The sequence below is a fragment of the Metabacillus herbersteinensis genome (assembly GCF_042433335.1).
Taxonomy (GTDB): domain Bacteria; phylum Bacillota; class Bacilli; order Bacillales; family Bacillaceae; genus Metabacillus; species Metabacillus herbersteinensis.
In genome coordinates this window covers 134,939-159,697 of record NZ_JBHLVO010000003.1, presented here as the reverse complement: position 1 = coordinate 159,697, position 24,759 = coordinate 134,939, and the positions used below count along the sequence as shown (strand labels likewise).

The following is a 24,759-nucleotide window of genomic DNA, read 5'->3' as shown; positions in this document are numbered from 1 at the left end:
TACTGGTTAGAGCTCATCCCATACTATTACTTACTGCTCCAAATTGAATTTAGTTCAGTTATTTTAAAATCTGAGACAATAGTATTTCCTTCATTCGAAAACAAAATCAACTCTTGGCCTGCCTCACTCGGAAATATTAAACTAGTAACAGCAACTTCACCATCATTTACGAACACCTCTATTGATGATGTATCAATAAATAACTGAAGTTTCACTATATTATTTTTCAACTTCAATGGTGTCTCTTGCACTGTTGGAAAGGATGTTGAAAAGCTATTTTTTCCAGAATTGGATCGGTCAACTAGTAACTTTTCCTTTAATACATCATAAGTTATACTGGTTTTTTCAGTTTCAGAGTGTTGAACGATTAAACCAAATTGATTTGAGGTTACTTTCTCAAATTGAATAGTCATTTCGATTAATTTATTATTTAATGGAATTGATACTGGATGATTTGCTGCAATGATCTTTTCTTGATGAGAAACAGTTTCTTTTCTTATAGCATTGATTTCAGAGACAGTTTTTTGCACCAAACGAACTCCTTCAATTCCAGAAACTAATGATAATTCTCTCGGAAGTGTCATAGCACTTCGAAACGAATTTGTTGGAACTTGATTCGCATACCGCCAGTTGCTCATCCATCCAAGATAAATTCTTCTCCCATCTTTTACATCAGACCAGCTTACACCAGCATAATTATCTCTTCCATAATCTAACCAAAGTATCGTCGCATCATCATAATCATTTACAAAAGTTGTTCCATCAAACTGTCCAATAAAGTATTGGGTTCTAGAACCTTCTTTAGATTCACCGTTATCACCAATGCTAACAATCATCACCCATTTCTGATTATCTTGATTATTGTCTACTGGTAATTTAAATAAGTCAGGGCATTCCCAAACTCCGTCATGTGAACCTGCTTTATTTCCGAATTCACTTGCAAACTTCCAATCTTTTAAATTTCGAGAAGTATATATTGTTACTGATTGTCCGGTAGCTAATACCATGACCCATTTATTTGTATCATTATCCCAAAAAACTTTAGGATCACGATAATCCGTTATATTCACATCCGATAGAACCGGATTCCCCTCATATTTCACCCATGTTCTTCCATTATCTTTACTGTACGCTAAGCTTTGTCTTTGTCTTGGGCGATTAGAATCAGGATACGTGCCCGCACTTGTATAAATTGCTACCAATCCTGGTTGATCACCAAAGAATCCTGATGTATTATTCCAATCAACAACTGCACTACCTGAGAAAATTTCCCCGTGTTCATCAGGAAATAACGCAATAGGAAGATGCTCCCAATGTATTAAATCTTTACTTACCGCATGCCCCCAATGCATTGGCCCCCAGGTTGTGCCGTATGGGTGGTATTGATAAAACAAGTGATACCCATCGTTAAAAAACACCATCCCGTTAGGATCGTTCATCCATTTTTCCTCAGGTGAAAAATGAAATTGTGGCCTGTGCTGTTCTTTAAACTTTGCTGTCATTTTATTGCTCCTTTTTTTAGATATTATTAATTAAAAGGCTGTACCTCTAAAACACTGTACAGCCTCATTCTCTTTAATTATTGTTGATTTCTGTCATAACCTACTTGTTTAATTTCTAACCATTCTTGTAAACCTAATCGATCTAGCTCAGACAAATACTCAGACCACTCTTCTTCCACTTTTCCGTTTGAAATCCACTCTGCTTTCTTTCTTTCAACATAAGGTTTTAAATCGGCTTCAATAGTAGAAATTTTATCTAACTCCTCTAGTGAGAAAAACACTCTAGGATAAATATTGTCAGCTTTCATGTCAGGAACCATAACATCCTTCATTAATCCTAATCTCCAAGCTGCATCGTCTGGTTTAGTTGTCACAGTACCATAGTATTCATCAAGTATAGCTAAAGGCCCGCCAATAGATGTTTGCTCTCTTAGTTCTACTGGGGCTGTTCCCTCCAAAGAAAGGTGCTTTAACATATTAGCACTTTCATCAAATTCAAAAATATTTTGTTTTGTTTCATCCCCATACGTACCCCAATTGTTTTGAACAGATTGAACCGGGTTATAGAGCTGGTCGATCCACTTTGCTGTTAATTCCAGGTTTTTGTTTGCACTTGTAATGACCATTCTTCCTCTGTCGAAGCCCATTCCATTTGTTCTTGCTACATTTTTATGTCCATCTGGGCCTTCAAGAGCCGGCATAAGATCATACTTGTCGTTCATACCAGTAATATTCGCTTTATCCCAAGTAAAATACAAACCATAGCGATTTTCTTTCCCTTTTGCAAGGTACGCATTCCAATCATGTTCAAAAGCCTCTATATCTATTAATCCTTCATTAAATAATTCGTTGAAAAATTTGATAGCTTCTTTATAGCCTTCATCTGCTGATGTATAAAGTACTTTTCCATCATTACTTACAACCGTATGATCCCAGTTATCTCCCAGACCAAAAGATCCGAAAAGGGAAGATAAATCTTGTCCACCATCATTAATAATAAATGACATTGGGATTTCATCAGCTTCCCCGTTACCATTTGGATCTTGTGTTTTAAACGCAATTAATACTTCTTTTAATTCCTCAGTAGTCTTTGGCATTTCTAAGCCTAATTTATTTAACCATTCGACATTTATCCAAGGAAAATTATCTACAGAATGAATACTTTCTTTACCTGATCCTAGTTCCTCTATCCATGGGAAAGAATAAATATGTTCATCAGGAGCAGTCATCATCGCTTTATACTCTGGCGCATCCTCTAACACTTTTTTTAAGTTAGGCATATGCTTTTCTATTAAATCTTCAACTGGAACGATCGTTCCATCTTTTGCTAGTTTTAATAACTCATAATCTGTATAACCTGCATTTAAAATAGCATCCGGAAGTTCACCGCTAGCAATTGCTAAATTTCTTTTTTCAATAAATGAATCCGACGTATAATTCTTCCAATCAACACTGACTCCTGTCTTTTCTTCTAAACGTTGGTTAATTAGTTTTTCATTTGGATCAGAAGGGGCTAACGGAGAACTTTGTGTCATAAATTTCAATGTTACTTCTTCTTTCAGTGGAAACGATACATCTGTTAGCTCATAATCCTCTGTAGAAGCACTCTTGCTGGTTTCATTACTACAGCCTGAAGCAACTAACAGTCCAGAAATCAACAAACCCGACATTGTTTTATACATTTTTTTCATAGTAAACCCCTCACCTTTTTTAATATTTTATTTTAAAGATCCTACCATAACACCTTTTTCAAAGTATTTCTGGAAGAATGGATACATAATGATTAAAGGTAAACTAGCAATAACAATGGATGAGTATTTAATCATCTCTGAAATTCTTTGGAGCTCAGCTCTAGCAAGTTGGTCCCCAATCATGCCGGGCTGTACTTCGTTTTGGATTAAAATTGAGCGTAAAACCAATTGCAACGGATATAGTTCTCGGTCCTCAAGATAAATCATCGCATCAAAATAAGCATTCCATTGTCCAATAAACGCATATAGAGCGATAACAAAAATGATTGGTTTAGATAATGGAAATACAATCTTCAGGAATATTTGAAATTCAGATGCACCATCTATTCGTGCTGCTTCCTTCAACTCTTTTGGGATCGATTTAAAGTAAGTTCTTGCAAGAATAATAAACCAAACATTGATTGCATTAGGGATAATAATCGCCCAAATTGTGTTAAGCATTCCTAAATCCTTTACAACTAAATAGGTTGGAATCAATCCCCCATTGAAAAACATTGTAATTATAAAAAATACCATAATCGTCTTTTTACCAACTAGACCCTCAGTTGATAGCGTATAGCCTGCAAGTATGCAAACTATAACTGTCACAATGGTAAATCCAGCCGAATATAGAATAGAATTAATGAACCCTCTAACGATTGTTCCATCCGAAAAGATTCTTTTATACCCTTCAAAAGTCCAATCGGAGGGACTAAGCAAGAGTCCTTTTTTAAGTAAAGAATTAGGTTCTAAAAAGGAAGCGAGAAATACATATAAAAGAGGGGAAACAACTATTATTACAATTACACTTAATAAGACTTTATTAATTAGAAGTAGTAGTTTGTCATTTTTTGAGTTATTCACACTTTATCCTCCTCTATAAAAGACCTTCGCCTTCGTTTAGTTTTTTCACCACTTTATTGACTACTACTAGTAAAAACACATTAATTATTGCGTTAAATAATCCTACTGCAGTGGCAAATGAATAATCTCCAGCTTGTAATCCTCTTTTATATACATAGGTTGGAATGATTTCTGAAGAGGGCATATTCATTGCTGTTTGTAACAGGTAAGCCTTTTCAAAACCGATGGCCATGATTCCACCAGCGGCTAGAATAAATAGCACAGCCATTACTGGTTTCAGTGTTGGGAGGTCAATATGCCAAATTCGTTGGAGTAGTGATGCCCCGTCTACAGTCGCTGCATCATGCAACTGCGGATCAACGTTTGCAAGTGCTGCTACATATATAATGGACGCCCACCCAGCACCTTGCCATACTCCAGACCAAATGTAGATGGACCTAAATGCGTCTGGATCTGACATAAACGAAACAGGCTTATCTAAGAAAATAGATAATAGTGCATTAATAGGTCCAGTTGGTGAAAGAAAAAGGAACACCATCCCCGAAATAACTACTACTGAAATAAAATGTGGGGCATAAAGAACTAATTGAATATTCTTTTTTACGTTTGATTTTCTCAGCTGATTTAACATGAGCGCCAATATTACAGGAATAGGAAAACCTATCAATAGTTCAAACGAACTTAATTTAAGCGTATTCATAAAAATATCCATAAAATTAGGTGATGTTAAGAAACCTATAAAATGCTTAAATCCAACCCATTCGCTTCCCGTGATCCCCTTAATTGGGCTAAAATCTTTAAATGCAATAGTTGCTCCATACATTGGTATATACTTAAAAATAATCGTTAGGATAACAGCAGGGGCAATTAGTAAATAAAGAAGATAATTTTTCTTAATGTACTCAATATTGCGCTTCATTTTATATACAGCTTTGTTTGGGCTATCTGTGTTAGTTTGAGTTTTATTTCTAATTAATTCTTGCAATCTCTAAACCCCCTTATCTATATCTCATAATCTTGTAACCTCTTTTGAAAACCCTTACAAAATGATTGTATGTCAATCGGTTTCATATGTCAACCGGTTGACATATTTTTTCAAAAAAAATTTTAAACAATTCAATCAACTTTAAGTGGGGGGACTAAGTCTACTATTTCCCTCCACTATCCCATTAAGTTGTTGTTTGACTATCAATTAATGTAATAGGTAAAATTGTTTCAAGTTGGATTTCATCAGGTTGTTCTTCTATTTGTTTAATTAGGATCTCCACTGCCTTTTCTGCTATCTTCTTAATAGGCTGTTGCACTGTACTTAATTCAGGAAGTAACATTCTTGTTGTATCAGTACCATCATAACCAATTACTTTTAAGTCTGTTGGTATAAGAACTCCCCTATTTTTTGCCTCGCTAATGACCTTCGCGGCAATTGTATCATCACTGGCAAAAACACTATCTACACCTGGATTTTCATCAAATAAATTTTTTATCGTTTGTATGATCATTTCTTGTGATCCCTTATATGGGAGTTCATATGTAAGAGGAGTTAAATTATTAGCCACCATAACATCTTCATAAGCTCTTCTTCGTAAATTAGCTGGAGTTTCAAGAAAGCCCGGTCCATTAATATGGATAATTTTTTTACACCCTTTCGATAGTAAAAGCTCAGTCGCTTGCTTCCCCCCATCATAATTATCACTCGAAACTACTGGTATCGAACTTGATAAATATCGATCAATTCCTACAATCGGTAACTTAGGAATTTCATATTCCTCAATTCCCCTATTATGAGCTCCCGAAATGATCCCATCCACTTGATTCCTCTGAAGCATTTGCAAATAGTTTCTCTCTTTATCTTCTCGATTTTGACTATTACAAAGCAATACTTTATATCCAAAAGAAGCAAAAGTATTTTCTAGATGAAAAATTAGTTGACCATAAAAGGGATTACTTGTCGTTGGAAAAACAAGTCCAATCAGATAGGTTCTCTTAATAAACAATGATCTAGCAACCTCATTAGGAAAATAATTTAATTCCTCCATTGATTCTTGGACCTTTTTTCTCGTTTTATCACTTATATAGCCACGATTGTTTAAAACTCTTGAAACAGTTGTTGGTGAAACACCAGCAAGCTTTGCTACATCTTCAATTTTCGGTTTCACTTCATACTTCCTCCTAGGGTCCATGACCAATAAAAAATAAATCGCTAACTATCTAAATAAATTCATAATAATACATATTTTACGAACATAATGTTACCACACATTTTAATTTTATAGAAAAGAACAAGAACTCTACCAATTAATAATTTTTTTCTATCTATCGAGCAGTTAATCTGACAACTTTTTGCCCTAATAAAAAGGGTACCTTAAAAACTTATAAAGAAAATCTAGATATCTTATAAGTTTTTTATATGCTAACCTTCTGTTATTGTCGTTATATTCAGTTATTCTCTGTCAATTTAGGGAATAGAATTAGCTAAGAACAACGTTAGGAGAGAAAGAAGGCTGATTCTAAATGAATGTAAAATATCTTGCCTACATAGGAGCAATTTTAAACGCTACCATTGTTGGGTTGTCGTTTTTGTTTACAAAAATTGCCCTTAACTCATCTAATCCAATCGATACACTTTCGTTTCGGTTTACACTTGCTTTTTTGGCTATCACATTTGTGATGATCATCCTTCGTAGGAAGCCAATAAGTTTAAAGGGCTTATCGAAGAAAGAATTTTCCTCCCTTTTACTCCTAGCACTGTTTTACCCGACGATGTTTTTTTCCTTCCAAACATTTGGACTTGTTTATGCTTCGTCTGCAGAAGGAGGAATTATTCTAAGCTTATCTCCAATCTTTATTACGATTTTTGCGTCGGTTTTTTTGAAGGAAAAAACAACATGGCAACAAGGGATTTTTATTATGTTATCAGTTCTTGGTGTTATTTATATTTTCGTTATGAAAGGAAATGTCGTTGAAGTAGACAACTTTCTTGGATTTGGATACTTATTCATTTCATGTTTGTCCATTGCAGGCTACACGGTTTTAGCTCGTCACTTAACCGTGAATTACTCACCCTTGCAACTCAGCTTTATTATGGTATCGTTTGGATTCCTCTTTTTTAATGGCTACGCGCTTTTCTATCATCTAAATGCAGGAGATGTTGCTACCTACTTAAGTCTTTGGGGTAACGGCTCTTTTCTTATCTCAACGTTTTACTTAGGTGTTCTTGCCACTCTGCTTACTTCCTTTTTAGCCAACTATGTGTTGTCCAAAATTCCGGCTTCCCAAATGAGTGTTTTTGCTAACATCGCGACAGTGATTTCGATTGCTGCAGGAGCTACTTTTTTAAATGAAAAGATTTATTTTTATCATTGGGTGGGTGCTGCACTTATCATTATCGGGGTTATTGGCACAAATATCCTCAAAGAAAAACAAAGGAACCAGACTTCTGATTCATAAAAACAGCCAAATTGTTGCATACTAAACAGAAAAATTCGCGAGGAGGCATCATCATGCAAAAAAATGCACGTGGCTATGTTCAAGATTCATTTTCTGCATTAAACAATGCGAAGGAAAGCTTACAAAGTGCACTACAAACTGTCGAGAAAAACCAAAATCGTGAACAAATTGAGCAATCACTACAAGTGGTTGAAAATGCATTACAGCAGTGTAGCCAAACTGTAAACAGTTTAGAGCAAGGTTAATTAAACTAAAAGACCAAACGATTTCTGTTTGGTCTTTTAGTTAGTTTGCTTAAAGTAACGGACCGCTAATTCATGTGGACCTGATCACTTTTTTTTATTAATCCCAGCTCATACGCTGCTCTTTCCACGGGTCCCCCTCCATATGATATCCATTTCGCTCCCAAAATCCAGGATGATTATGCTCTGTAAATTGAATACCACGTAGCCATTTTGCACTTTTCCAAAAGTATAAATGCGGAATGACAGCCCTTAATGGAAAACCATGCTCTGGTGTTAGTGGTTTACCACCAAAGGAGTGTGCCAAAAGACTTGTTTCTTTTAAAAAATCTTCTAGGGGAAGATTTGTGGTCCATCCTTCTTCAGCGTGTAAAATGACGTATTTTGCTTTTTCTTTAATTCCTACCTCTCTGACAATTTCAGTTGTTTTTACACCTTGCCAACTTGTATCAAGCTTTGACCACCCAGTTACACAATGGATATCATCGCTTACTTCAGCCTGTGTTAGCGACATAAGGTCTTCATACGAAAAAAGTTTTGGCGTAGACACTAAACCGTACACTTGGAGATTCCATTTTGAAAGATCTTCATAATGAGGTACATTTCCAGCATGAAGCACCGGGAATTTTGTCGTAACGTTTTGGTTTGGAGGAATTCGATTAGAACCTTCTGCTTTTCTTTGTTTACCAAAATACATGTACTCCAGCTCCTATGTTAACTTGTTTTAAAATTATGTTGACATATAATCACGATTCTATTACTCTTTTTTATATACACAACATACACTAGGGGATGTTCATATGAAAAAAGGGTTTCGTACGTTAGATTTAACTTTAGTCGGTATGTTTGCAGCACTAATGGCTGTTGGTGCTAATATTACCTCTTGGGCGCCATTTTTAGAAGTAGCAGGTGTACCTTTGTCCATGCAGCCATTTTTCTGTATTTTAGCAGGTCTTTTGCTCGGAAGTCGTTTAGGTGCTTTATCTATGTTTGTTTATGCACTAGTTGGAATTGCAGGAGCCCCGGTTTTCGCTCAGTTTAGTGGGGGAATCGGTGTTATCTTTGGTAGTACAGGCGGTTTCATTATATCCTATATCGCAACTGCTTATGTAGTTGGCAAGCTTGTTGAGTTGAAAAAACAACCCAACCTCGTTACATTCTTTACTGCTTCATTCGTAGGAATTGCACTTATCTATTTAATTGGAACTACTTATATGTGGTTAGCATTAAACGTGTGGCTTGGAACTCCAATGTCTTACTCAGCAGCATGGATTGTAATGGCTTGGTTCATGGTGAAAGATGTTATCTTTACTGTTGCAGGTGCGACAATCGCTCCTCGAATTTACAGCGCCGTACAAAAAGCAACAGGCTTGGGACGACCAAAAGCAGCATAATAAAGTGAAGGCTGGCGCTCTGATTCGCCAGCCTTCTTTTCCTACACTATAAGAATTTAAAATACGGTTCTGAATCCAGCGCAAGCGCCTTTTTCTCTTCCCCTCTATATGTAATGCTCAGATTTTCCTCCTTCGATAATACGTTTTCTAAGTAAGTGGAACCTAATAAGATACCGTCCATATCCTATTTTATGGGAGTACTACTTGTTGAACAAGTAAAGGGTTTGCCGAAATCTATCAGATTAGGAATATGCGAAATACTTGTAAAAAACAACAAATTTCTCTACTTTCGAAAATATTCATAGTTTTGATGTCTAGAAGTTACTAGTTTTGGGCAATATATAAATAATAAATAAAGTAACAGGAGTTGATCTTAGTGAACAAACTTACGTTGAAAAAATATTTCTTAAACCAAGTCGAACGAGAGAAACATGAAGCACATATACTTGAAAAGAATTCATATCAAGCTGAAGTAATTCTAGAAATGGATGACAAGGAGTTACTGGAGAGATTAAAATAGAAAAAAACCTTCTAAAAGAAGGTTTTTTTCTATTTTATAAAAGAATTGCTGCAATCCACCCGAACAGGATTAGGGGAAGATTGTAATGTAAAAACGTAGGTACACATGTGTCCCAGATGTGATTATGATTTCCATCGGCATTTAAACCGGATGTTGGACCAAGTGTGCTATCAGAAGCTGGCGAACCCGCGTCTCCAAGAGCTGCTGCTGTTCCGACTACCGCAATCGTTGCCATTGGACTAAATCCTAGCTCCATACAAAGCGGCACAAAAATCGTTGTAATGATTGGAATCGTCGAGAACGATGAACCAATGCCCATCGTCACAAGCAATCCAACAACTAACATCAATAATGCTCCCACTGATTGATTTCCACCAATTAACTGTGCTGAATTTTCAACTAGCAATTCTACATGCCCAGTTTCTTTTAAAACAGCAGCAAAACCAGAAGCTGCAATCATGACAAAACCTATGAATGCCATCATTCTCATTCCAGAAGTTAATAATGCGTCTGCTTCATTCCACTTTAAGGACCCACTTAGATAGACGACAACCAGTCCCGCAAGTGCACCAAATATCATGCCTTCAACTTCAAGAATCTGTGATAAAAACAATTGTACAGATAGAGAAACAAGGATTGCCACAACCGCAAAAACCAGACTTTTTCTTGTATATGTGTTGCTGCTTAATTCTTGATCAGCTACTTCAAGTGTTTCATAGTCTCTTTTTTTACGATACGAAAAGAAAACGGCAATTAGTAAACCGACAACCATTCCAATCGCAGGAAGCAACATCGCTTTTGGAATATCTGATAGCTGAATCGTTAGCCCGCTATCAGCCATGTTACTTTGTAAAATACCATGAAAAATTCCGCCGAATCCCACTGGCAAAAACATATATGGGGTAATTAATCCGAACGTAATCACCGTTGCAATTAGACGACGATCCACCTTTAGTTCATTTAACACTTTTAATAATGGTGGAATAAGAACTGGAATGAATGCAATATGCACGGGAACAACATTTTGAGAAAAAATAGAAATGATTAAAATTATTAAAATAAGAAGAGCTTTAGAAAGTGATTTTCGACGTGATTCTCCGTCGCGTCCAACTAGTTTGATCGCTCCATCAACCATCGCATCAGGAAGACCTGTTTTTGTAAGAGCAACAGCAAATGCACCTAACAAGGCATAACTAAGAGCAACAGTAGCATTTCCTCCTAATCCACCTGTAAATGTATCAATCGTTGTTTTTACATCAAGTCCACCTGTAATACCTCCAACTAATGAACCAGCAACAAGTGCAAACACAACATTTACTCTGAGAAGACTTAACACAAGCATGACTACAACTGCAATAATTACCGCATTCATCTATATACCCTCCAAAATACTTTAGTTTGCTAATATGGTAGAGAAATAAAATAACAATAGAATTAAATTAACATATTTGTAGAATAAGTGTCAACGAAAACTTTATTGTGTTAGTGAACTAAAGGAATATTTTAAAACTAACTTTAAGTTAACCACTTTTATCATCGAGTTTTCTAAAAAAATTCCATAATTCAACAAGAACCTTACATAGAAAAACGCACGAGGAGGCCTCATGCGTTTTTCATACTCTATTTTAGTTTAGGTTACCATCATCGAAATCAGTCTTCAAAGCGCTCAACAAAAACCGCGAGCGTTCTCGCCATTACACCTGTAGCACCTGATGGTCCGAGATCGTCTCCTTTTGGAGATGTAGCGGTTCCGGCAATATCAAGGTGAACCCATGGAGTTTCCTCTGCAAATTCTCCTAAAAACGTACCGGCCATAATTGCGTGACCTTCTCGTCCAGGTGAATTATTTAAGTCTGCCATCTTACTGTTCTTAACACGTTTTTTATCTTTTTCTGTAATTGGAAGACGCCACACTGGCTCCCCACATTCATGTGATGCTTGAAGAATTTTTTCAAATAGCTCTTCATTGTTAGTCATTGCGCCAGTTGTGTCGGTTCCAAGAGCAATGATAACACCCCCAGTTAATGTTGCGACATCCACAAGATAAGAGGCTCCATGTTGCTTCGCATAGGTAATTCCGTCTGCAAGAGCTAATCGTCCTTCTGCGTCTGTATTTAAGACTTCAATCGTTTTTCCGCTCATTGAGACGATCACATCATCTGGTTTAAATGCACTTCCGCTGATCATGTTATCAGTTGCTGGGATCACTGCTACAACATTTTGCTCCGGCTTTAGTTCACCAATAATCTCCATAGCACCTATGACGGCTGCTGCACCGCCCATATCTGTTTTCATCCCAACAATACCGTCTTTTGATTTAATTGAATAGCCGCCAGTGTCAAACGTTACACCTTTCCCAACCAATCCAATTACATTGTCCCATTCTTCTTTACCTTGATATTTCAAGACAATCATCTTCGGGGGCTCTACTGAACCTTGATTAACGGCAAGGAGTGCACCCATTCCTAACTTTTCCATGTCTTCTTTTTCTAAAACTTCATGCTCAAAATCGTATTTCTCAGCAAGTTCCACAGATATTGTCGCAAGCTCGGTTGCCGTTAAGATATTTGCTGGCATGTTTACAAGAGTTCGAGCTGTATTTGTTCCTTTTCCAAATGTATAGCCGACAAATAAGCTTGAACGGATTTCGTCAACATCAGCTTCTGAAATAACTCGGATGCTTTCAATATTCTTCTCTGGTTCATTGGATCTTTGCTTATAATCGATAATTTTATATGTTGATAATGGACAAGCTTCTGCAAGAGCATGCGCAGCCTCATTTGGATCTATAGTTTCAGTCACAAATGTATCAAGCGCAATCGTTATGTTTTGGAGTTTTGCGTCTTGTATACTTTTAAAGAGTTTGCCAAATACTTCTCTTGCATCTTCAAAATTAAAGTCCTTTTCCTTTCCAAGTCCAACAAAGAAAAGGCGTTTCGCTGCAATTTGACCTAAAGTATGTATCTTTGTGATGGTTTTTCTTTTAGCTGATAGATCACCGTCTTTCAGCAAGGTAGTAATCTGACCACCAAGACTTTCATCTAATTGTCCTACAATACCTGATAGCTGGTTGTTTTGTTGAAACAATCCAATAATTAATGTTTCGTTTTCTTCGTTAAAGTGTAATTCATTATGTACATGGAACATTTTATCAACCTCCGTTATCATTTTCTTCCAAGTATAGCAAAAGGGTAGGTAATTTGGGCAGATTTGCGACCAGTTCATAGGGAACGGAGTCAAGATGATGTGGTATAATAGTGAGACATTCTTCCATAAATCCATTCACTTTTTCAAGATTTAGACCCCAATAGTGAGGACGGTAATTCTGGATGTATCTGTGACCTGCATTCATCATCAGTTTAGCACCTTTGATGTTTCCGTATTCATAATGATAAATGCTTACTGACAGTTGCAAGAGTCCTTTTAAGAAGTGATTTGCTTTATCTGTCATCCAGATTTCTTCTAATAAATCGTGACATGTGTAATAGTCGCCTTCGTTAAAGTGAATGAAAAATTGATAATATTCCATCGGGTACGTGTACATGGAAAAGACCACCCCACTTATATAAGAAGATTGTAACAAAGTAACTAAAATTTTTATACTTTATAAACTACTTGTTTAATTTTGAACATAGAAATATGTAAACGTATTTATAGAACATACATAGAAAGGTTGTCTCGATTTCATGGAACTATTCCTAAACTTTCCACTTCTAGCTTCATTAGCAGCCATTTTCTTCGCACAATTTGTAAAGGTACCGATTCAATTTATTGCATCAAGACAATTGGATTGGACATTGATTACAAGTACAGGTGGAATGCCGAGCTCACATTCTGCAGCTGTCACAGCTTTATCTACTGGTATTGCCCTTGAACATGGAATGGATTCTTCAATTTTTGCTATATCAGCGGTTTTTGCGATTATTACAATGTTTGACGCAACAGGGGTGCGACGCCATGCTGGGGAACAAGCAACCGTGATTAATAAACTTGTTTTAGATTTTAATAAATTCGTAGAGGAAGCAAAAGTTTGGCCACAAACTGGAGAAAAAGAAAAGCAGAAAAAACTAAAAGAATTGTTAGGTCATCAGCCAATTGAAGTATTATTCGGTGGGTTAACAGGAATTATTTTATCTCTTCTTCTTTATTATGTATTTATTTTATAGAAACAGTGTGACCAAAAATACCGTTATAGGAGGTTTTTAAAATGAGACTGATCTCCATCTGTCCAAGTAATACTGAACTCGCTGTTTATCTTGGGCTACAGGATCACTTAATTGCACTTGATGATTTTTCGGATTGGCCAGAAGAGCTTTCACATTTGCCACGCTTAGGACCCGATTTGTCAATTGATATCGACAAATTGGAAAGTTTAAATCCTGAACTTGTTCTCGCATCCTTGAGTGTCCCTGGGATGGAAAAAAATATAACCGAATTAGAAAAAAGAAAAATACCACATGTTGTTTTTAACCCACAATCTTTACAAGATATTAGTCAAGATCTACAAACTTTAGGCACATTAACTGATAAAATAGAGGATGCTGAAATCATAGTTTCTAAATACAATGAATTCATTCGTACATATAAAAGCTTGTCAGCATCCATTACAACTCCAGCAACAGTTTACTTTGAGTGGTGGCCAAACCCGATTTTCACACCAGGTAAAGTGAACTGGCTTACAGAAATTAGTCAGCTGGCTGGTGCTGAAAATGTATTCAAAGATGTTGACCTAGCGAGTGTTCAAACCGATTGGAATGATGTAAAAAATCGAAATCCTGAACACATTTGCTTATCATGGGTTGGAGTAAAGCAACATCGAATGAAACGTGAACATGTCTTAAAAAGAGAGCAAGCAGACTTGGTCCAAGCTGTTCAGCAAGGCAACATTCACTTGCTTGAAGAATCACTTTACTGCAGACCTTCACCACGTTTACTCCTTGGATTAAAAAGGCTTGCAGCATTACTGCATCCTACTGTGTTTCCACAAGATGGTTTAGATCAAGATCCATTACTATAAGAAAAGCTAGGGAGTTTATCCCTAGCTTTTTGTTTTAGATTTTATGTATTGTTGTCTGAAAACTTGCATTGATTTATCTTCGTTCAATACATTTATTTGTTCTTCTGTTAACTTACCGTCACCCATTTTAATTATATAGACATCTAATTTTCTCTTGCCCCACTTATTATATACATCATTGACGGTTTCATAATATAAATCTAACTCATTTCCTTTAATGGCTCCACCTTTGTCAGCTACAACACCGTACCCGTAATCCGGGATAAACAGAATTGTACCAAGAGGAAATACGCTTAGATCAGCAGCAACCGTTGAAAATAAGTCACGTTTTACTTTCACACCTGAGTAGGTTATCCCATACTCTGGGTGTCCTGGGTGTTTACCCGTTGATTCAACGCCTGCCGTATAGCCTGTAGCTGTAACTGATTTTTTTTGATACTTTGTCCAATCAAAAGCCTCTTCTAAGGAAATGTTTTCATTAACCGTTTCACCACTTGAAGATATCTCTGTTTTTACAAGTGGTTGTTGGTTTAGATATTTAAAGGTTAATCCTAAGACCTTAAAGGAATCTTTGTCTTTTGTGACACTTGAATTATCGGTTTCAGATGTGCTCTTATTTTGATAAAACCAATTGGTTAAATCCTTAGCTTGTACACCTGAAATCGCCTCGAATGTTGTAAACAAGGCACCAAAAAATAGTACCGTCATGATTAATCGTCTTGCAATCGTCTTTATACTGTTCATTTTTTACCTATTCACTCCTCTCACCTCTATTTGTTACCACAACAGAGAAAAAATATTCAACAAAAGGAGAAATACATATTTTAACAGTTTCGTTGAAAAGGTGAAAAGAATAAAGAAGAGTTGTTTTTTCCTCATAAGTTTGTTCCTAAAGTAAAAAAAGAACCGACCCATTTTAGAGTCGACCCTTTCCTTAGTAATGCATATTTATTTATGGATACATAGTTACTATTTTTAAAACATTTGATACCCTTTAGAACGAAGCAATTTAATTACGATTCCTGACGTAATAGCCCCTACTAACCCGCTAATTAAAATAAGAATATCAGCCACAGCTAGTGCTGTTATTTTTTCTCCTAGAGCCATAAACGAAACTACAGGAGCTTGGAAGTACTCAACAAATTTCACATTATCTATAATAAAAATACATACAATCGGATAAATTATTGCCATGATCCATGACATCCGTAACAACATGTTCAACAAAAATCCTATTCCAAAGAACAAAACAAAAAATAATAGCATCGATATTAAAAGAACAGGTAAAAACATGCCTACCACCTCCAGTATACTTGTTTAGTTTACTGAACTAGTGATAGACAGTCAATGCCAAGACCGTGAACGTTTTATGACTTCTTGCCAGTTCCATTGCAACATTCACACGTTTCGGATCCACCAAGAATTAATTGAAAGTATCCCTTTCCAGAACAATATGGACACTCTTTAGTTTCAACCTTAGTCATTTTATTCATTTAGAGATCTCTCCTTTAAGTTAATTTCTAGTAACTATAACAGGGAAGCTGTCAATCATAAAGGGAGAAAATCTCTCGTATTTTTTTATGTAAGCGAGTACATCAAGTCTAATCTCGGTTTTCCTCTTGTTTTCTTACTATTTAGAAAATTATAAAAATAATGTATATGACCTATATCCAAATTGATCTCCTGGATTAAATAGATCGTGCTTATTTAGGATTGTAGTGACCGACTTTTCTGCAAAATTAGCAAGCAACAATGAGGAATGTGGGTCTTCCTTCAGCTTGGATGGGTGAATAAAGTCCGCCTCAAAAAGCTCTTTTATTTGAATGGTAATGCTACTTGATGTAGCTTGAAGCTTGAAAATTAACATATTATCACTGATGACATCTTTAATCACACCAGACCGTATCCCGATAATCCCTTCAACTGTCGCGTCGATCCCTGTTTCTTCTTTAATTTCACGTAATACCGCCTCATCGACAGTTTCCCCTTCTTCTACGAAGCCTGCCGGAAACGACCACATTCCCTTTAATCCACCATACTTCTTTTTGACAACAAGCCATTCTCCTCGTTCATTTTCAACAAGGCCTGAAACCGCAAGCCAAACATTGCCTCGTTTTTTCGTCTCCATTTATTCCCCTCCCATTCCATTTTAATTTAAAAAGGGACAAAGGCATTTGCCCTCGTCCCTTTAGATTACATCTTATAGAATGTTGAATTTACCTTTTTTAATAACAAGTGGAGCTCCACCAACCATGTATAATGCACGGTTATCAATCATTTTCTTCATGAATGAAGCTTTTGAACCTACTAGCTTTTTACCGAACACAACACCTACAGCATCATGTTCACCTAAAGATGCAACTGCACCTTTAATCTCAGGTTTAAATCCTGACATTTCACCTTGCTCACGAATTGATACAGACAAGTTTTTCGCACAAGTTTCTCCTTGTTGCATGGCAATTTGTGCTGTTGGTGGATAGGGACGATTGATTTCTTCGTTGATTACTAAAGAACAATCTCCGATAATGTAAACATCGTCATGTCCTGGAGCACGTAAGAATTCATCAACTTTAACACGTCCACGCATGTTTTCAAAGCCAGCTTCTTCCACGACGTTGTTTCCACGAACACCTGCAGCCCAAACTACTGTGTCTGCTTTGATTTCTTCCATTTGATCATCTTTTGCAACGATGATTCCTTTTTCTGTACATTCTTTAATTGCTGTGCCGATCATAAAGTCTACACCTTTACGTTGTAGGTGGTTAACAGCGTAATCCACTAGCTCTGGGTCAAAACCTGGAAGTGCTGTCGGAGCTGCCTCTACACAAACGATGCGAACTTTTTTGTTGTCAATATCATACTCTTTACATAGTTGTGGAACACGGTTCGCTAATTCACCTAAAAATTCAATCCCTGTAAATCCTGCTCCACCTACCACGATTGTCAAACGCTCATCACGTTTCACTTCTTCTGTATTGTAGGTAGCAAATTGATACTCAATATGCTCACGTAGTTGACGCGAAGAATTAATATTTGTAATTCCAAACGCATATTCCTTTAATCCTTTGATACCGAATGTTTCAGGTTGTGAGCCAAGTGCGACAACTAAATAGTCATAATGTAGCTCACTATTTTCGAGTACAATCTTCTTTTCATCTTTATTTATCGCAACAACTGTATTTTTTACAAAATTAACACGACTATTGTCAATAACATCTTTGATTTGATAACGCGCTTTATCATGATGTAACGTACCAGCTGACGCCTCATGCAACCATGTTGTTTCATAATGATAGTCATTTTTATTAACCAATGTAATATCTGCTTCGTTTACCCCAACTAACTTTTGTAAACGTGAAACTGTAATTAAACCACCATAACCTCCACCTAATACAACAACTCTTGGCTTTCTCACCGAAATACATCCACCTTTTTTATTTATATTTGTTGTCAAAAATCGAATTCTGCTATTTCTTAGCATCCACATCTTTACAACATTTTATTTTGACTTTGCACGAATAAGTTTGTGAAAACCTTCACTTATCATCGTACAATTAAACACAAAATCCCTTATAAAAATCTAATAAATTAATTTTAATCCTATAGTACATAATATCGATTTGAAATTAATTTTTCAAGCATATTTTTTTTATTAAAACGTTGCGAATATTGAAAATATATTTTATAATGGCTTTTACTTCTTCTAATCAGAGCGATGAAGTGTGAAACATTTCTCAATTTTTAGTATTTATATGCTTGAAGTGCACTTCACCAGTTTTTTGAACAAAGAAATACAAATGATTTATGGTATCATAGTAATTAATTATAAATTGCAGGTTGGAGGTTTTTAGGTGAAAGAAAATACAGAAGTATATGACATTACAATTATAGGTGGCGGCCCTGTCGGCTTATTCACAGCTTTTTATGGTGGTATGAGACAAGCAAGTGTAAAGATCATAGAAAGTCTTCCGCACCTCGGTGGACAGCTATCCGCATTATATCCTGAAAAGTATATATATGATGTTGCAGGATTTCCAAAGATTCGCGCTCAAGAATTGGTTGATAATCTTAAGGAACAAATGGCAAAATTCGAACCAACATTAGCATTAGAGCAGGCTGTAGAAGATGTTGAAAAACAAGCTGATGGTGTCTTTAAAATCACCACAAATAGCGAAATTCATTATACTAAAACAATTATTATTACAGCTGGAAATGGTGCATTTCAACCTCGTAAATTAGAGCTTGAAGAAGCTGTTAAGTTTGAAAAGAAAAATTTACATTACTTTGTTGATGACTTAAACAAATTTGCTGGGCAGGAAGTTGTTCTATGTGGTGGAGGAGATTCTGCGGTTGACTGGGCTTTAATGCTTGAACCAATTGCCGAAAAAGTAACACTCGTTCATCGTCGTGATAAATTCCGTGCTCATGAACATAGTGTTGAGCTATTAATGAATTCCAAAGTTGAAATTTTAACACCATTTATTCCATCGGAAGTAGTTGGCGAGGAAAATATAAACCAAATTATTTTAGATGAAGTTAAGAGTGATCGTAAAGTAGTCATTGACCTTGACGCTCTAATCGTTAACTTTGGTTTTGTCTCTTCTCTTGGTCCAATCAAAAACTGGGGACTTGAAATCGAGAAAAACTCACTTGTCGTTAATTCAAAAATGGAAACAAACATCGAAGGCATTTATGCTGCAGGTGATATCTGCACTTATGAAGGAAAAGTAAAGTTAATTGCAAGTGGATTTGGAGAGGCACCAACTGCTGTAAATAATGCAAAAGCATTCATGGACCCTAAAGCGCGTGTACAACCTCTTCATAGTACGAGTTTATTTAGCTAAGTTTTCCGAAACCAAAAAAGATGAAAACAACGTTGAAGTGTAGATCACTCTGGCGTTGTCTTCATCTTTTTTTATTCTAAATTATAAAAGCCTGTTAATCATGTTTAACACTCTTCAGGCTTACCTTTATTAGTCGCTGTAACAAACGATGACCCACATCCACATGAAGCAATCGCATTCGGATTATCAATAGTAAATCCGCCACCCATTTATTCCGTTCAGTTAACGCTAGGTTAAACCGGTAACAGAGCGCTTTTAACCGATGTAAAGACGATTGTTTTCGTTCAATACGGTTGTTAATAACGTCCGCTCAAAGCGTTGTTTATCGTTATCTGCATATTACCCAATGTCTTCCGATTGTACAAGCGTTATTTCTAATTTATTGGTAATATTTTCGACTGAAAGTGTATCCGTCACCAGGCTCATCAATATGATTAATATTTTATTCTATAGCCTTGCGATGTCCTTCACCTGGTAAAGTGCCTTTGTAAGCTACACGCCCTGCATCCAAGACCGTACAGCATCCCTCTGACAATTTCTCCTGTTTTCTTTCTAAAGTTTCCCTAGACATACTAGTAGGTTCATCTAAAACAACGAAAAATTCATTATTTTGATCCATTTGATTTCCCCCTTTTTATTATGAAATCATTATAGTATTTGTTGACATGAAAAAAATATTCCATACCACAACTTTAACAATAATCTGAATGTTCACAATAACATAAATAATTTTCGACCCAAAAACGGTTCTGAAATGGGACAAAAAAAGATAAAAATAGCACCATTTTATATAGTATTTGTTTTCTCACGGACATACTCCCGTAAGCACTACTTCATGTAATTAATGTAATTACGGAAGACTTCGGTGTTTAAATCGTCGATATACTTAATCTCGGAATTACCGCTAAGCCAGTCGGTAAAGTACCCCCACATCTTAGCGTAGTCCTTTAACGTTCGATCACGACATCCTTCCGATCGTTTGCCGGCAATAACTAAATCTAACGCCTGATTGAGCGTAAGTTGCGGATATTCTCGTTTACTATTTGCTATTCGTGTAACCCTCCTACGCCTATTTAAAGACAAAACAAAAACGACCTCCCCAACGATGTAATTAAACATTCGCTAGAAAGGTCGTTATTAACAACCGTATATTGAACGGAAAAGGATTGTTTTTATACCGGAGGATACTTGTTTACACGCGGTCTAACCGGTGCAATCCGTAATCCATCGTCTCAGTTATCGGTTAGGTTATCGGTTAACAGAACGGAGGTCAATCGCTTAACACTCTTCAGGCTTACCTTTATTAGTCGCTGTAACAAACGATGACCCACATCCACATGATGCAATCGCATTCGGATTATCAATGGTAAATCCGCCACCCATTAGCGATTGTTTAAAATCGATGGTTGTGCCATTTAAGATATCAGCATCCGCTTTACTTACAAGAAACTTTATACCGTGCTGTTCTAAAACAGCATCACTATCTTTTACTTCGTGATCAAAACCCATTCCGTAGGACAAACCACTGCATCCTCCACCGTTTACACCAACTCGAAGATAGGCATTTTCTTCCTCATGCTCTTTCATCATATCTTTTATCTGAAAAGCAGCTGCTTCCGTAATTATTACTACTTCACTCATGAGTAACTCCTCCTTTGTTTCATAAATGGAGACTTTGTTTAAGTATAACTCCTATTAAGCTAACTCTCAAATGTTCAGGCTTAATAGTAATAATTCCCTTCACAAATAACCTCTGCTGGACCTGTCATTAACACACTTCCGGTAGGTGTCCAATTAATGTACAAATCCCCACCTGCTAAATGAACGACAGTTTCTTCACCACCTGTTGTCTGTCCATTTAACACAGAAGCTACAACCGCAGCACACGCTCCAGTACCACAGGCTTGAGTGACACCTGAGCCTCGTTCCCACACTCTAAAATGCAATTCAGTTTTAGAAACTATTTCCACGAATTCCACATTTACACCTTCTGGAAACCGTCGATCTTTTTCAACAATTGGACCCAGCGTCAAAACCGGTGCTGCTTCAATATTATCTACATAAAAAATAAGATGGGGATTTCCCATTGAAACGGCTGTTACTTCATATGGTAGTCCATTAAAGATCATAGTTTCAGAAATGCATTTTTCAGTTTCTACTCCATGCATGGGTATTTCAGCCTTGGTTAGCCTCGGATCTCCCATATTAATTGTAGCACTTTTCACCAAGTTATTTTCCACTTGTACTGTCGCTTTTACAAGGCCAGAAAGGGTTTCAATTTGAAAATCTGTCCCATTAACTAATTTATGTTCATACGCATATTTTGCAACACAGCGTAAGCCGTTTCCACAATTTTTCCCTTCTGAGCCATCGTTATTGAAAATTCTCATTTTAACAGGTGCTACTTCAGAAGGACAGATTAGGATGAGACCATCAGAACCAATGCCAGTATGAATGTTTGATACCTCTACTGCAATCTCAGACAGTTCTTTCTCCTCTAGTACTTCTTCAAACATATTCACATAGATATAATTGTTGCCAAGTCCGTGCATTTTCGTAAATTGAAAAGATTTCATACGTTCCTCCAAAATAACAGTTTTTATAAGTATAAATTGTTAGAAATCAGTTCACAATAAAAATATCCCCCGTTTTATAATAATAAAAGCTCCTTGTGATTGTTCACAAGGAGCTTTTATTGTGAAAACTATTAAAAAAAGCGCAAGCGCCTTGGTCAGCCTTAGGCATAGCATAAGGCGATTCTAAATAGAAAGCGTTCTTTGCCTTCAATTTAGAATTGACTTATGACCTCGAGGCAGTTACAACCGCGACGTCCTGTCGCTGTAACTGCACTAGCACGTCCTGTGCGTCGGGGCTGGGCGCTGAAGCTGGACTTACGAAACGCAGACTTAGTATCAAATTTTATGCTTTCTAATATATTAAAAAATGAACATCCCTGCAATTGCTGCACTTAAAAGGTTTGCAAGTGTACCTGCAACAATAGCACGAACCCCTAGTCTTGCAATATCTTGTCTGCGATTAGGAGCCATCCCGCCAAGGCCACCTAAAAGAATTGCAACTGATGACAAGTTTGCAAATCCACATAATGCGAAGCTGATGATGGCAACTGTTTTATCAGACAAATCCTCTATCTGAGGTGCGAAGTTTGAAAAGGCAACAAACTCGTTCAGAACTAACTTTTGACCAATGAAGCTTCCTGCCTTAATTGCTTCCTCCCACGGAACTCCGATGATAAATGCAAGTGGTGCAAATACGAATCCAAGAATGAAGTCTAAAGAGAAGTTTTCAAAGCCGAATAGTCCACCAATTCCACCTAGAATTCCGTTAATAACGGCAATAATTGCGATAAACGCCAATAACATTGCTCCGACATTCAATGCAAGGTGAAGTCCTGTTGCGGCGCCCTTGGCTGCTGCATCAATAACGTTCGCAGCATCTTCATCATTTTCCATGCTAATTTCCTTAGATGTTTCAGATACCTCAGTTTCAGGAATGAGCATTTTCGCCATAATCAAACCTGCTGGAGCAGCCATAAAGCTTGCAGCTAATAAATATTCAAGTGGAACTCCTAGAGCTGCATAACCAAATAATACAGAGCCTGCAACAGAAGCAAGACCACCCGTCATGACAGCGAAAAGCTCTGACTTAGTCATTTTTGCAATATAGGGCTTAATGACAAGAGGTGCTTCTGTTTGCCCCACAAAGATATTGGCAGCTGCAGAAAGGGATTCTGCTTTACTTGTACCTAGCAATTTTGATAATCCACCGCCTAAAAAGCGAATAATAAGTTGCATAACTCCTATGTAATAAAGCACAGAAATTAAAGAAGAGAAGAAAATAATTACCGTTAACACATTAAAAGCGAAAATAAAGCCTTGTGCTTGCGAAGGATCTCCAAGGCTTCCAAATAAGAAAAGAATACCTTCATTTGCAAAGCCAACAAGTTCTTGAACTCGTAAAGTAAGCCACTCAAACCCTGCTCTTCCTTGGTCCCATTTCAAAACTAGAAAAGCAAACAAAAGTTGAATCGCTAGACCACCTAGAATGGTACGGAGGTTAATCTTACTTTTGCCCTCGGAAAGTAAAAAAGCTATTGCAAAAATAGTAGCAACACCAAGTAACCCCCATAAAATATTAATCAAATTTTCCACCTCAATATGTATTATTTAAACCCACAAAGAACCTTTTCAATCTGTTGAAAAAAACAGACTTTTATAAAATACCAATATTTAAAGAACATGTCCAATGAAAATCGACATCATTCTGCTCAAAACGACAATACCTATTCTATTCGTATGTTTATTAGAATGAAACATTTCTTACCTATCTATTCACCTTTTAAAAACTTCTTTAAACATAAATCAAATCGTTCTTTCTTCCTCTTTTTTCTGATATACTTTATTTAATAGGAACTTACACACTTGCGAAACATGTATAAGGGGGATCTTATATGAAAAATGAACTAGATTACTTATACGACAAACAAATCGATTGTCCCGTGTGTAACAAGAAATATGCAACAAAAAAAGTGCTTTCTAAATACGTAAGAGCACATACACACGATTCCGATTTTTGTTCATACTACACTTCAGAAAAAAAACAATCCACTACTTTATTATGTAAGTGTGTGTCCATCATGCGGATACTCTTCGTCTGATGAATTTTCCCGTGAGTTTGCACCTAGAACACTCAATTCGATCAAAGAGAAGATTTGCAACAATTGGGGCGATTTAAATTACTGTGAGGAACGATCCGTCGACCAGGCCATCAATACATACAAACTAGGAATTTATAGCGCCTTATTAAAAAAGGAAAAACATATTGCAATAGCTGGACTCTATCTTAGACTTGCTTGGATTTATAGAACACATAGTAAAGAAAAAGAAGAACATAGATTCTTAAATCTAGCACTAGAGGAGTATCTTTCATCTTACATGGAAGATGATTTTTCGAGTACACACTTATCGGAAATTAAGCTATTTTACTTAATTGGAGAGCTTAGTCGCAGAACCGAAAATGATGCACAAGCGATTAGGTATTTTTCCATGGTTATAGAAAAGCAAAAAGATACAACAGAAAAAGGAATTGTCGAAATGGCCAAGGAACAATGGGCTGAAATGAGGAAACAACGTAAGCTTGGTTAAGATTGTGCTTTACACTCAGTTTTCTTCATACTGAAAA

Annotated in this window: 27 protein-coding genes and 1 pseudogene; 9 read left to right on the top strand and 19 right to left on the bottom strand. The window is 36.5% G+C overall.

The annotated features are described in order from the left end of the window. Positions 1-26: 26 nt before the first annotated feature. The 5 genes from ACFFIX_RS05800 to ACFFIX_RS05780 form a co-directional block, all read right to left on the bottom strand. Positions 27-1,502, bottom strand: a complete 1,476-nt coding sequence (locus tag ACFFIX_RS05800) for a glycoside hydrolase family 32 protein (protein WP_378931502.1) — start codon at positions 1,500-1,502, stop codon at positions 27-29. A 77-nt stretch (positions 1,503-1,579) separates the two neighbouring features. Next, positions 1,580-3,193 carry an ABC transporter substrate-binding protein gene (locus ACFFIX_RS05795; RefSeq protein WP_378931499.1) on the bottom strand — a complete coding sequence of 538 codons (1,614 nt, stop codon included), beginning with the start codon at positions 3,191-3,193 and terminating at the stop codon, positions 1,580-1,582. Between the two features lie 27 nt (positions 3,194-3,220). Next, entirely contained in the window at positions 3,221-4,096 is an 876-nt protein-coding gene (locus ACFFIX_RS05790) for a carbohydrate ABC transporter permease (protein ID WP_378931497.1), read from the bottom strand. Positions 4,097-4,109: 13 nt separating this feature from the next. After that, complete coding sequence (locus tag ACFFIX_RS05785; protein WP_378931928.1) at positions 4,110-5,015, bottom strand: ABC transporter permease; 906 nt, start codon at positions 5,013-5,015, stop codon at positions 4,110-4,112. Positions 5,016-5,265: 250 nt separating this feature from the next. Further along, entirely contained in the window at positions 5,266-6,252 is a 987-nt protein-coding gene (locus tag ACFFIX_RS05780; protein ID WP_378931494.1) for a LacI family DNA-binding transcriptional regulator, read from the bottom strand. 355 nt (positions 6,253-6,607) lie between these two features. Here ACFFIX_RS05780 and ACFFIX_RS05775 point away from each other — a divergent pair, with 355 nt between their 5' ends. Together ACFFIX_RS05775 and ACFFIX_RS05770 are read left to right on the top strand one after the other, a co-directional pair. Continuing rightward, the gene (locus tag ACFFIX_RS05775; RefSeq protein ID WP_378931492.1) at positions 6,608-7,543 is read left to right on the top strand and encodes a DMT family transporter; all 936 of its coding nucleotides are present in this window, start codon (positions 6,608-6,610) and stop codon (positions 7,541-7,543) included. A gap of 53 nt (positions 7,544-7,596) precedes the next feature. Next, on the top strand, positions 7,597-7,788 hold the full coding sequence (locus ACFFIX_RS05770) for a hypothetical protein (RefSeq protein WP_378931490.1): 192 nt from the start codon (positions 7,597-7,599) through the stop codon (positions 7,786-7,788). Between the two features lie 97 nt (positions 7,789-7,885). On the opposite strand, the gene ACFFIX_RS05765 is transcribed toward ACFFIX_RS05770, so the two are convergent. Beyond that, positions 7,886-8,482: a sulfite oxidase-like oxidoreductase gene (locus ACFFIX_RS05765; RefSeq protein WP_378931488.1), complete on the bottom strand. Its 597-nt coding sequence runs from the start codon at positions 8,480-8,482 to the stop codon at positions 7,886-7,888. A gap of 103 nt (positions 8,483-8,585) precedes the next feature. Here ACFFIX_RS05765 and ACFFIX_RS05760 point away from each other — a divergent pair, with 103 nt between their 5' ends. Together ACFFIX_RS05760 and ACFFIX_RS05755 are read left to right on the top strand one after the other, a co-directional pair. Next, positions 8,586-9,179: a biotin transporter BioY gene (locus ACFFIX_RS05760; protein WP_378931485.1), complete on the top strand. Its 594-nt coding sequence runs from the start codon at positions 8,586-8,588 to the stop codon at positions 9,177-9,179. A 376-nt stretch (positions 9,180-9,555) separates the two neighbouring features. Then, the gene (locus ACFFIX_RS05755) at positions 9,556-9,699 is read left to right on the top strand and encodes a hypothetical protein (RefSeq protein WP_378931483.1); all 144 of its coding nucleotides are present in this window, start codon (positions 9,556-9,558) and stop codon (positions 9,697-9,699) included. A 34-nt stretch (positions 9,700-9,733) separates the two neighbouring features. Here ACFFIX_RS05755 and ACFFIX_RS05750 read toward each other — a convergent pair whose 3' ends face one another. The 3 genes from ACFFIX_RS05750 to ACFFIX_RS05740 form a co-directional block, all read right to left on the bottom strand. Beyond that, a complete protein-coding gene (locus ACFFIX_RS05750) occupies positions 9,734-11,071 on the bottom strand; it encodes a Na+/H+ antiporter family protein (protein WP_378931481.1) in 1,338 nt (445 codons plus the stop codon). Between the two features lie 278 nt (positions 11,072-11,349). Then, positions 11,350-12,846 carry a leucyl aminopeptidase gene (locus tag ACFFIX_RS05745; RefSeq protein WP_378931479.1) on the bottom strand — a complete coding sequence of 499 codons (1,497 nt, stop codon included), beginning with the start codon at positions 12,844-12,846 and terminating at the stop codon, positions 11,350-11,352. 4 nt (positions 12,847-12,850) lie between these two features. Further along, positions 12,851-13,243, bottom strand: a complete 393-nt coding sequence (locus ACFFIX_RS05740) for a DUF309 domain-containing protein (protein ID WP_378931476.1) — start codon at positions 13,241-13,243, stop codon at positions 12,851-12,853. A 142-nt stretch (positions 13,244-13,385) separates the two neighbouring features. Between ACFFIX_RS05740 and ACFFIX_RS05735 the strand changes: the two genes are divergently transcribed. After that, complete coding sequence (locus tag ACFFIX_RS05735) at positions 13,386-13,865, top strand: divergent PAP2 family protein (RefSeq protein WP_378931473.1); 480 nt, start codon at positions 13,386-13,388, stop codon at positions 13,863-13,865. A gap of 41 nt (positions 13,866-13,906) precedes the next feature. After that, on the top strand, positions 13,907-14,716 hold the full coding sequence (locus ACFFIX_RS05730) for a cobalamin-binding protein (RefSeq protein ID WP_378931471.1): 810 nt from the start codon (positions 13,907-13,909) through the stop codon (positions 14,714-14,716). Positions 14,717-14,737: 21 nt separating this feature from the next. Here ACFFIX_RS05730 and spsC read toward each other — a convergent pair whose 3' ends face one another. The 5 genes from spsC to ACFFIX_RS05705 form a co-directional block, all read right to left on the bottom strand. Then, positions 14,738-15,460 carry a stationary phase survival protein SpsC gene (gene spsC / locus ACFFIX_RS05725; RefSeq protein WP_378931469.1) on the bottom strand — a complete coding sequence of 241 codons (723 nt, stop codon included), beginning with the start codon at positions 15,458-15,460 and terminating at the stop codon, positions 14,738-14,740. Positions 15,461-15,691: 231 nt separating this feature from the next. Continuing rightward, positions 15,692-16,009 (bottom strand): YuiB family protein, encoded by a 318-nt coding sequence (locus ACFFIX_RS05720; protein ID WP_378931467.1) that lies wholly within the window; start codon positions 16,007-16,009, stop codon positions 15,692-15,694. 74 nt (positions 16,010-16,083) lie between these two features. Beyond that, the gene (locus ACFFIX_RS05715; protein WP_378931465.1) at positions 16,084-16,209 is read right to left on the bottom strand and encodes a YuiA family protein; all 126 of its coding nucleotides are present in this window, start codon (positions 16,207-16,209) and stop codon (positions 16,084-16,086) included. 149 nt (positions 16,210-16,358) lie between these two features. Further along, the gene (locus tag ACFFIX_RS05710; RefSeq protein ID WP_378931463.1) at positions 16,359-16,844 is read right to left on the bottom strand and encodes an NUDIX domain-containing protein; all 486 of its coding nucleotides are present in this window, start codon (positions 16,842-16,844) and stop codon (positions 16,359-16,361) included. 72 nt (positions 16,845-16,916) lie between these two features. Then, positions 16,917-18,197 carry an NAD(P)/FAD-dependent oxidoreductase gene (locus ACFFIX_RS05705; RefSeq protein ID WP_378931461.1) on the bottom strand — a complete coding sequence of 427 codons (1,281 nt, stop codon included), beginning with the start codon at positions 18,195-18,197 and terminating at the stop codon, positions 16,917-16,919. Between the two features lie 370 nt (positions 18,198-18,567). Between ACFFIX_RS05705 and yumC the strand changes: the two genes are divergently transcribed. Further along, positions 18,568-19,560, top strand: a complete 993-nt coding sequence (gene yumC, locus ACFFIX_RS05700; protein WP_378931459.1) for a ferredoxin--NADP reductase 2 — start codon at positions 18,568-18,570, stop codon at positions 19,558-19,560. Positions 19,561-19,664: 104 nt separating this feature from the next. Here yumC and ACFFIX_RS05695 read toward each other — a convergent pair. The 5 genes and pseudogenes from ACFFIX_RS05695 to ACFFIX_RS05675 form a co-directional block, all read right to left on the bottom strand. Continuing rightward, a pseudogene (locus ACFFIX_RS05695) lies at positions 19,665-19,769 on the bottom strand (iron-sulfur cluster assembly accessory protein); the annotation flags it as partial. 233 nt (positions 19,770-20,002) lie between these two features. Continuing rightward, a complete protein-coding gene (locus tag ACFFIX_RS05690) occupies positions 20,003-20,179 on the bottom strand; it encodes a hypothetical protein (protein ID WP_378931457.1) in 177 nt (58 codons plus the stop codon). Positions 20,180-20,838: 659 nt separating this feature from the next. Beyond that, a complete protein-coding gene (locus ACFFIX_RS05685; RefSeq protein WP_378931455.1) occupies positions 20,839-21,201 on the bottom strand; it encodes a HesB/IscA family protein in 363 nt (120 codons plus the stop codon). An 80-nt stretch (positions 21,202-21,281) separates the two neighbouring features. Further along, positions 21,282-22,136, bottom strand: coding sequence for a diaminopimelate epimerase (dapF, locus tag ACFFIX_RS05680; protein WP_378931453.1), 855 nt, complete (start codon positions 22,134-22,136; stop codon positions 21,282-21,284). 360 nt (positions 22,137-22,496) lie between these two features. Further along, positions 22,497-23,717, bottom strand: a complete 1,221-nt coding sequence (locus ACFFIX_RS05675) for a NupC/NupG family nucleoside CNT transporter (protein ID WP_378931927.1) — start codon at positions 23,715-23,717, stop codon at positions 22,497-22,499. A gap of 311 nt (positions 23,718-24,028) precedes the next feature. On the opposite strand from ACFFIX_RS05675, the gene ACFFIX_RS05670 reads away from it, so the two are divergent. After that, a complete protein-coding gene (locus ACFFIX_RS05670) occupies positions 24,029-24,235 on the top strand; it encodes a DUF2225 domain-containing protein (RefSeq protein ID WP_378931451.1) in 207 nt (68 codons plus the stop codon). Further along, positions 24,204-24,722, top strand: a complete 519-nt coding sequence (locus tag ACFFIX_RS05665; protein WP_378931449.1) for a DUF2225 domain-containing protein — start codon at positions 24,204-24,206, stop codon at positions 24,720-24,722. The genes ACFFIX_RS05670 and ACFFIX_RS05665 overlap by 32 nt, the downstream gene beginning before the upstream one ends. The last annotated feature ends 37 nt before the right edge of the window (positions 24,723-24,759 follow it).

What these genes read in the sequence shown, in the direction of transcription:
- ACFFIX_RS05800 (WP_378931502.1), bottom strand. Translation starts at nt 1,502, where the DNA reads ATGACAGCAAAGTTTAAAGAACAGCACAGGCCACAATTTCATTTTTCA.
- ACFFIX_RS05795 (WP_378931499.1), bottom strand. Translation starts at nt 3,193, where the DNA reads ATGAAAAAAATGTATAAAACAATGTCGGGTTTGTTGATTTCTGGACTG.
- ACFFIX_RS05785 (WP_378931928.1), bottom strand. Translation starts at nt 5,015, where the DNA reads ATGAAGCGCAATATTGAGTACATTAAGAAAAATTATCTTCTTTATTTA.
- ACFFIX_RS05775 (WP_378931492.1), top strand. Translation starts at nt 6,608, where the DNA reads ATGAATGTAAAATATCTTGCCTACATAGGAGCAATTTTAAACGCTACC.
- ACFFIX_RS05770 (WP_378931490.1), top strand. Translation starts at nt 7,597, where the DNA reads ATGCAAAAAAATGCACGTGGCTATGTTCAAGATTCATTTTCTGCATTA.
- ACFFIX_RS05765 (WP_378931488.1), bottom strand. Translation starts at nt 8,482, where the DNA reads ATGTATTTTGGTAAACAAAGAAAAGCAGAAGGTTCTAATCGAATTCCT.
- ACFFIX_RS05760 (WP_378931485.1), top strand. Translation starts at nt 8,586, where the DNA reads ATGAAAAAAGGGTTTCGTACGTTAGATTTAACTTTAGTCGGTATGTTT.
- ACFFIX_RS05750 (WP_378931481.1), bottom strand. Translation starts at nt 11,071, where the DNA reads ATGAATGCGGTAATTATTGCAGTTGTAGTCATGCTTGTGTTAAGTCTT.
- ACFFIX_RS05745 (WP_378931479.1), bottom strand. Translation starts at nt 12,846, where the DNA reads ATGTTCCATGTACATAATGAATTACACTTTAACGAAGAAAACGAAACA.
- ACFFIX_RS05740 (WP_378931476.1), bottom strand. Translation starts at nt 13,243, where the DNA reads ATGTACACGTACCCGATGGAATATTATCAATTTTTCATTCACTTTAAC.
- ACFFIX_RS05735 (WP_378931473.1), top strand. Translation starts at nt 13,386, where the DNA reads ATGGAACTATTCCTAAACTTTCCACTTCTAGCTTCATTAGCAGCCATT.
- ACFFIX_RS05730 (WP_378931471.1), top strand. Translation starts at nt 13,907, where the DNA reads ATGAGACTGATCTCCATCTGTCCAAGTAATACTGAACTCGCTGTTTAT.
- spsC (WP_378931469.1), bottom strand. Translation starts at nt 15,460, where the DNA reads ATGAACAGTATAAAGACGATTGCAAGACGATTAATCATGACGGTACTA.
- ACFFIX_RS05720 (WP_378931467.1), bottom strand. Translation starts at nt 16,009, where the DNA reads ATGTTTTTACCTGTTCTTTTAATATCGATGCTATTATTTTTTGTTTTG.
- ACFFIX_RS05715 (WP_378931465.1), bottom strand. Translation starts at nt 16,209, where the DNA reads ATGAATAAAATGACTAAGGTTGAAACTAAAGAGTGTCCATATTGTTCT.
- ACFFIX_RS05710 (WP_378931463.1), bottom strand. Translation starts at nt 16,844, where the DNA reads ATGGAGACGAAAAAACGAGGCAATGTTTGGCTTGCGGTTTCAGGCCTT.
- ACFFIX_RS05705 (WP_378931461.1), bottom strand. Translation starts at nt 18,197, where the DNA reads ATGCTAAGAAATAGCAGAATTCGATTTTTGACAACAAATATAAATAAA.
- ACFFIX_RS05690 (WP_378931457.1), bottom strand. Translation starts at nt 20,179, where the DNA reads ATGGATCAAAATAATGAATTTTTCGTTGTTTTAGATGAACCTACTAGT.
- ACFFIX_RS05685 (WP_378931455.1), bottom strand. Translation starts at nt 21,201, where the DNA reads ATGAGTGAAGTAGTAATAATTACGGAAGCAGCTGCTTTTCAGATAAAA.
- dapF (WP_378931453.1), bottom strand. Translation starts at nt 22,136, where the DNA reads ATGAAATCTTTTCAATTTACGAAAATGCACGGACTTGGCAACAATTAT.
- ACFFIX_RS05670 (WP_378931451.1), top strand. Translation starts at nt 24,029, where the DNA reads ATGAAAAATGAACTAGATTACTTATACGACAAACAAATCGATTGTCCC.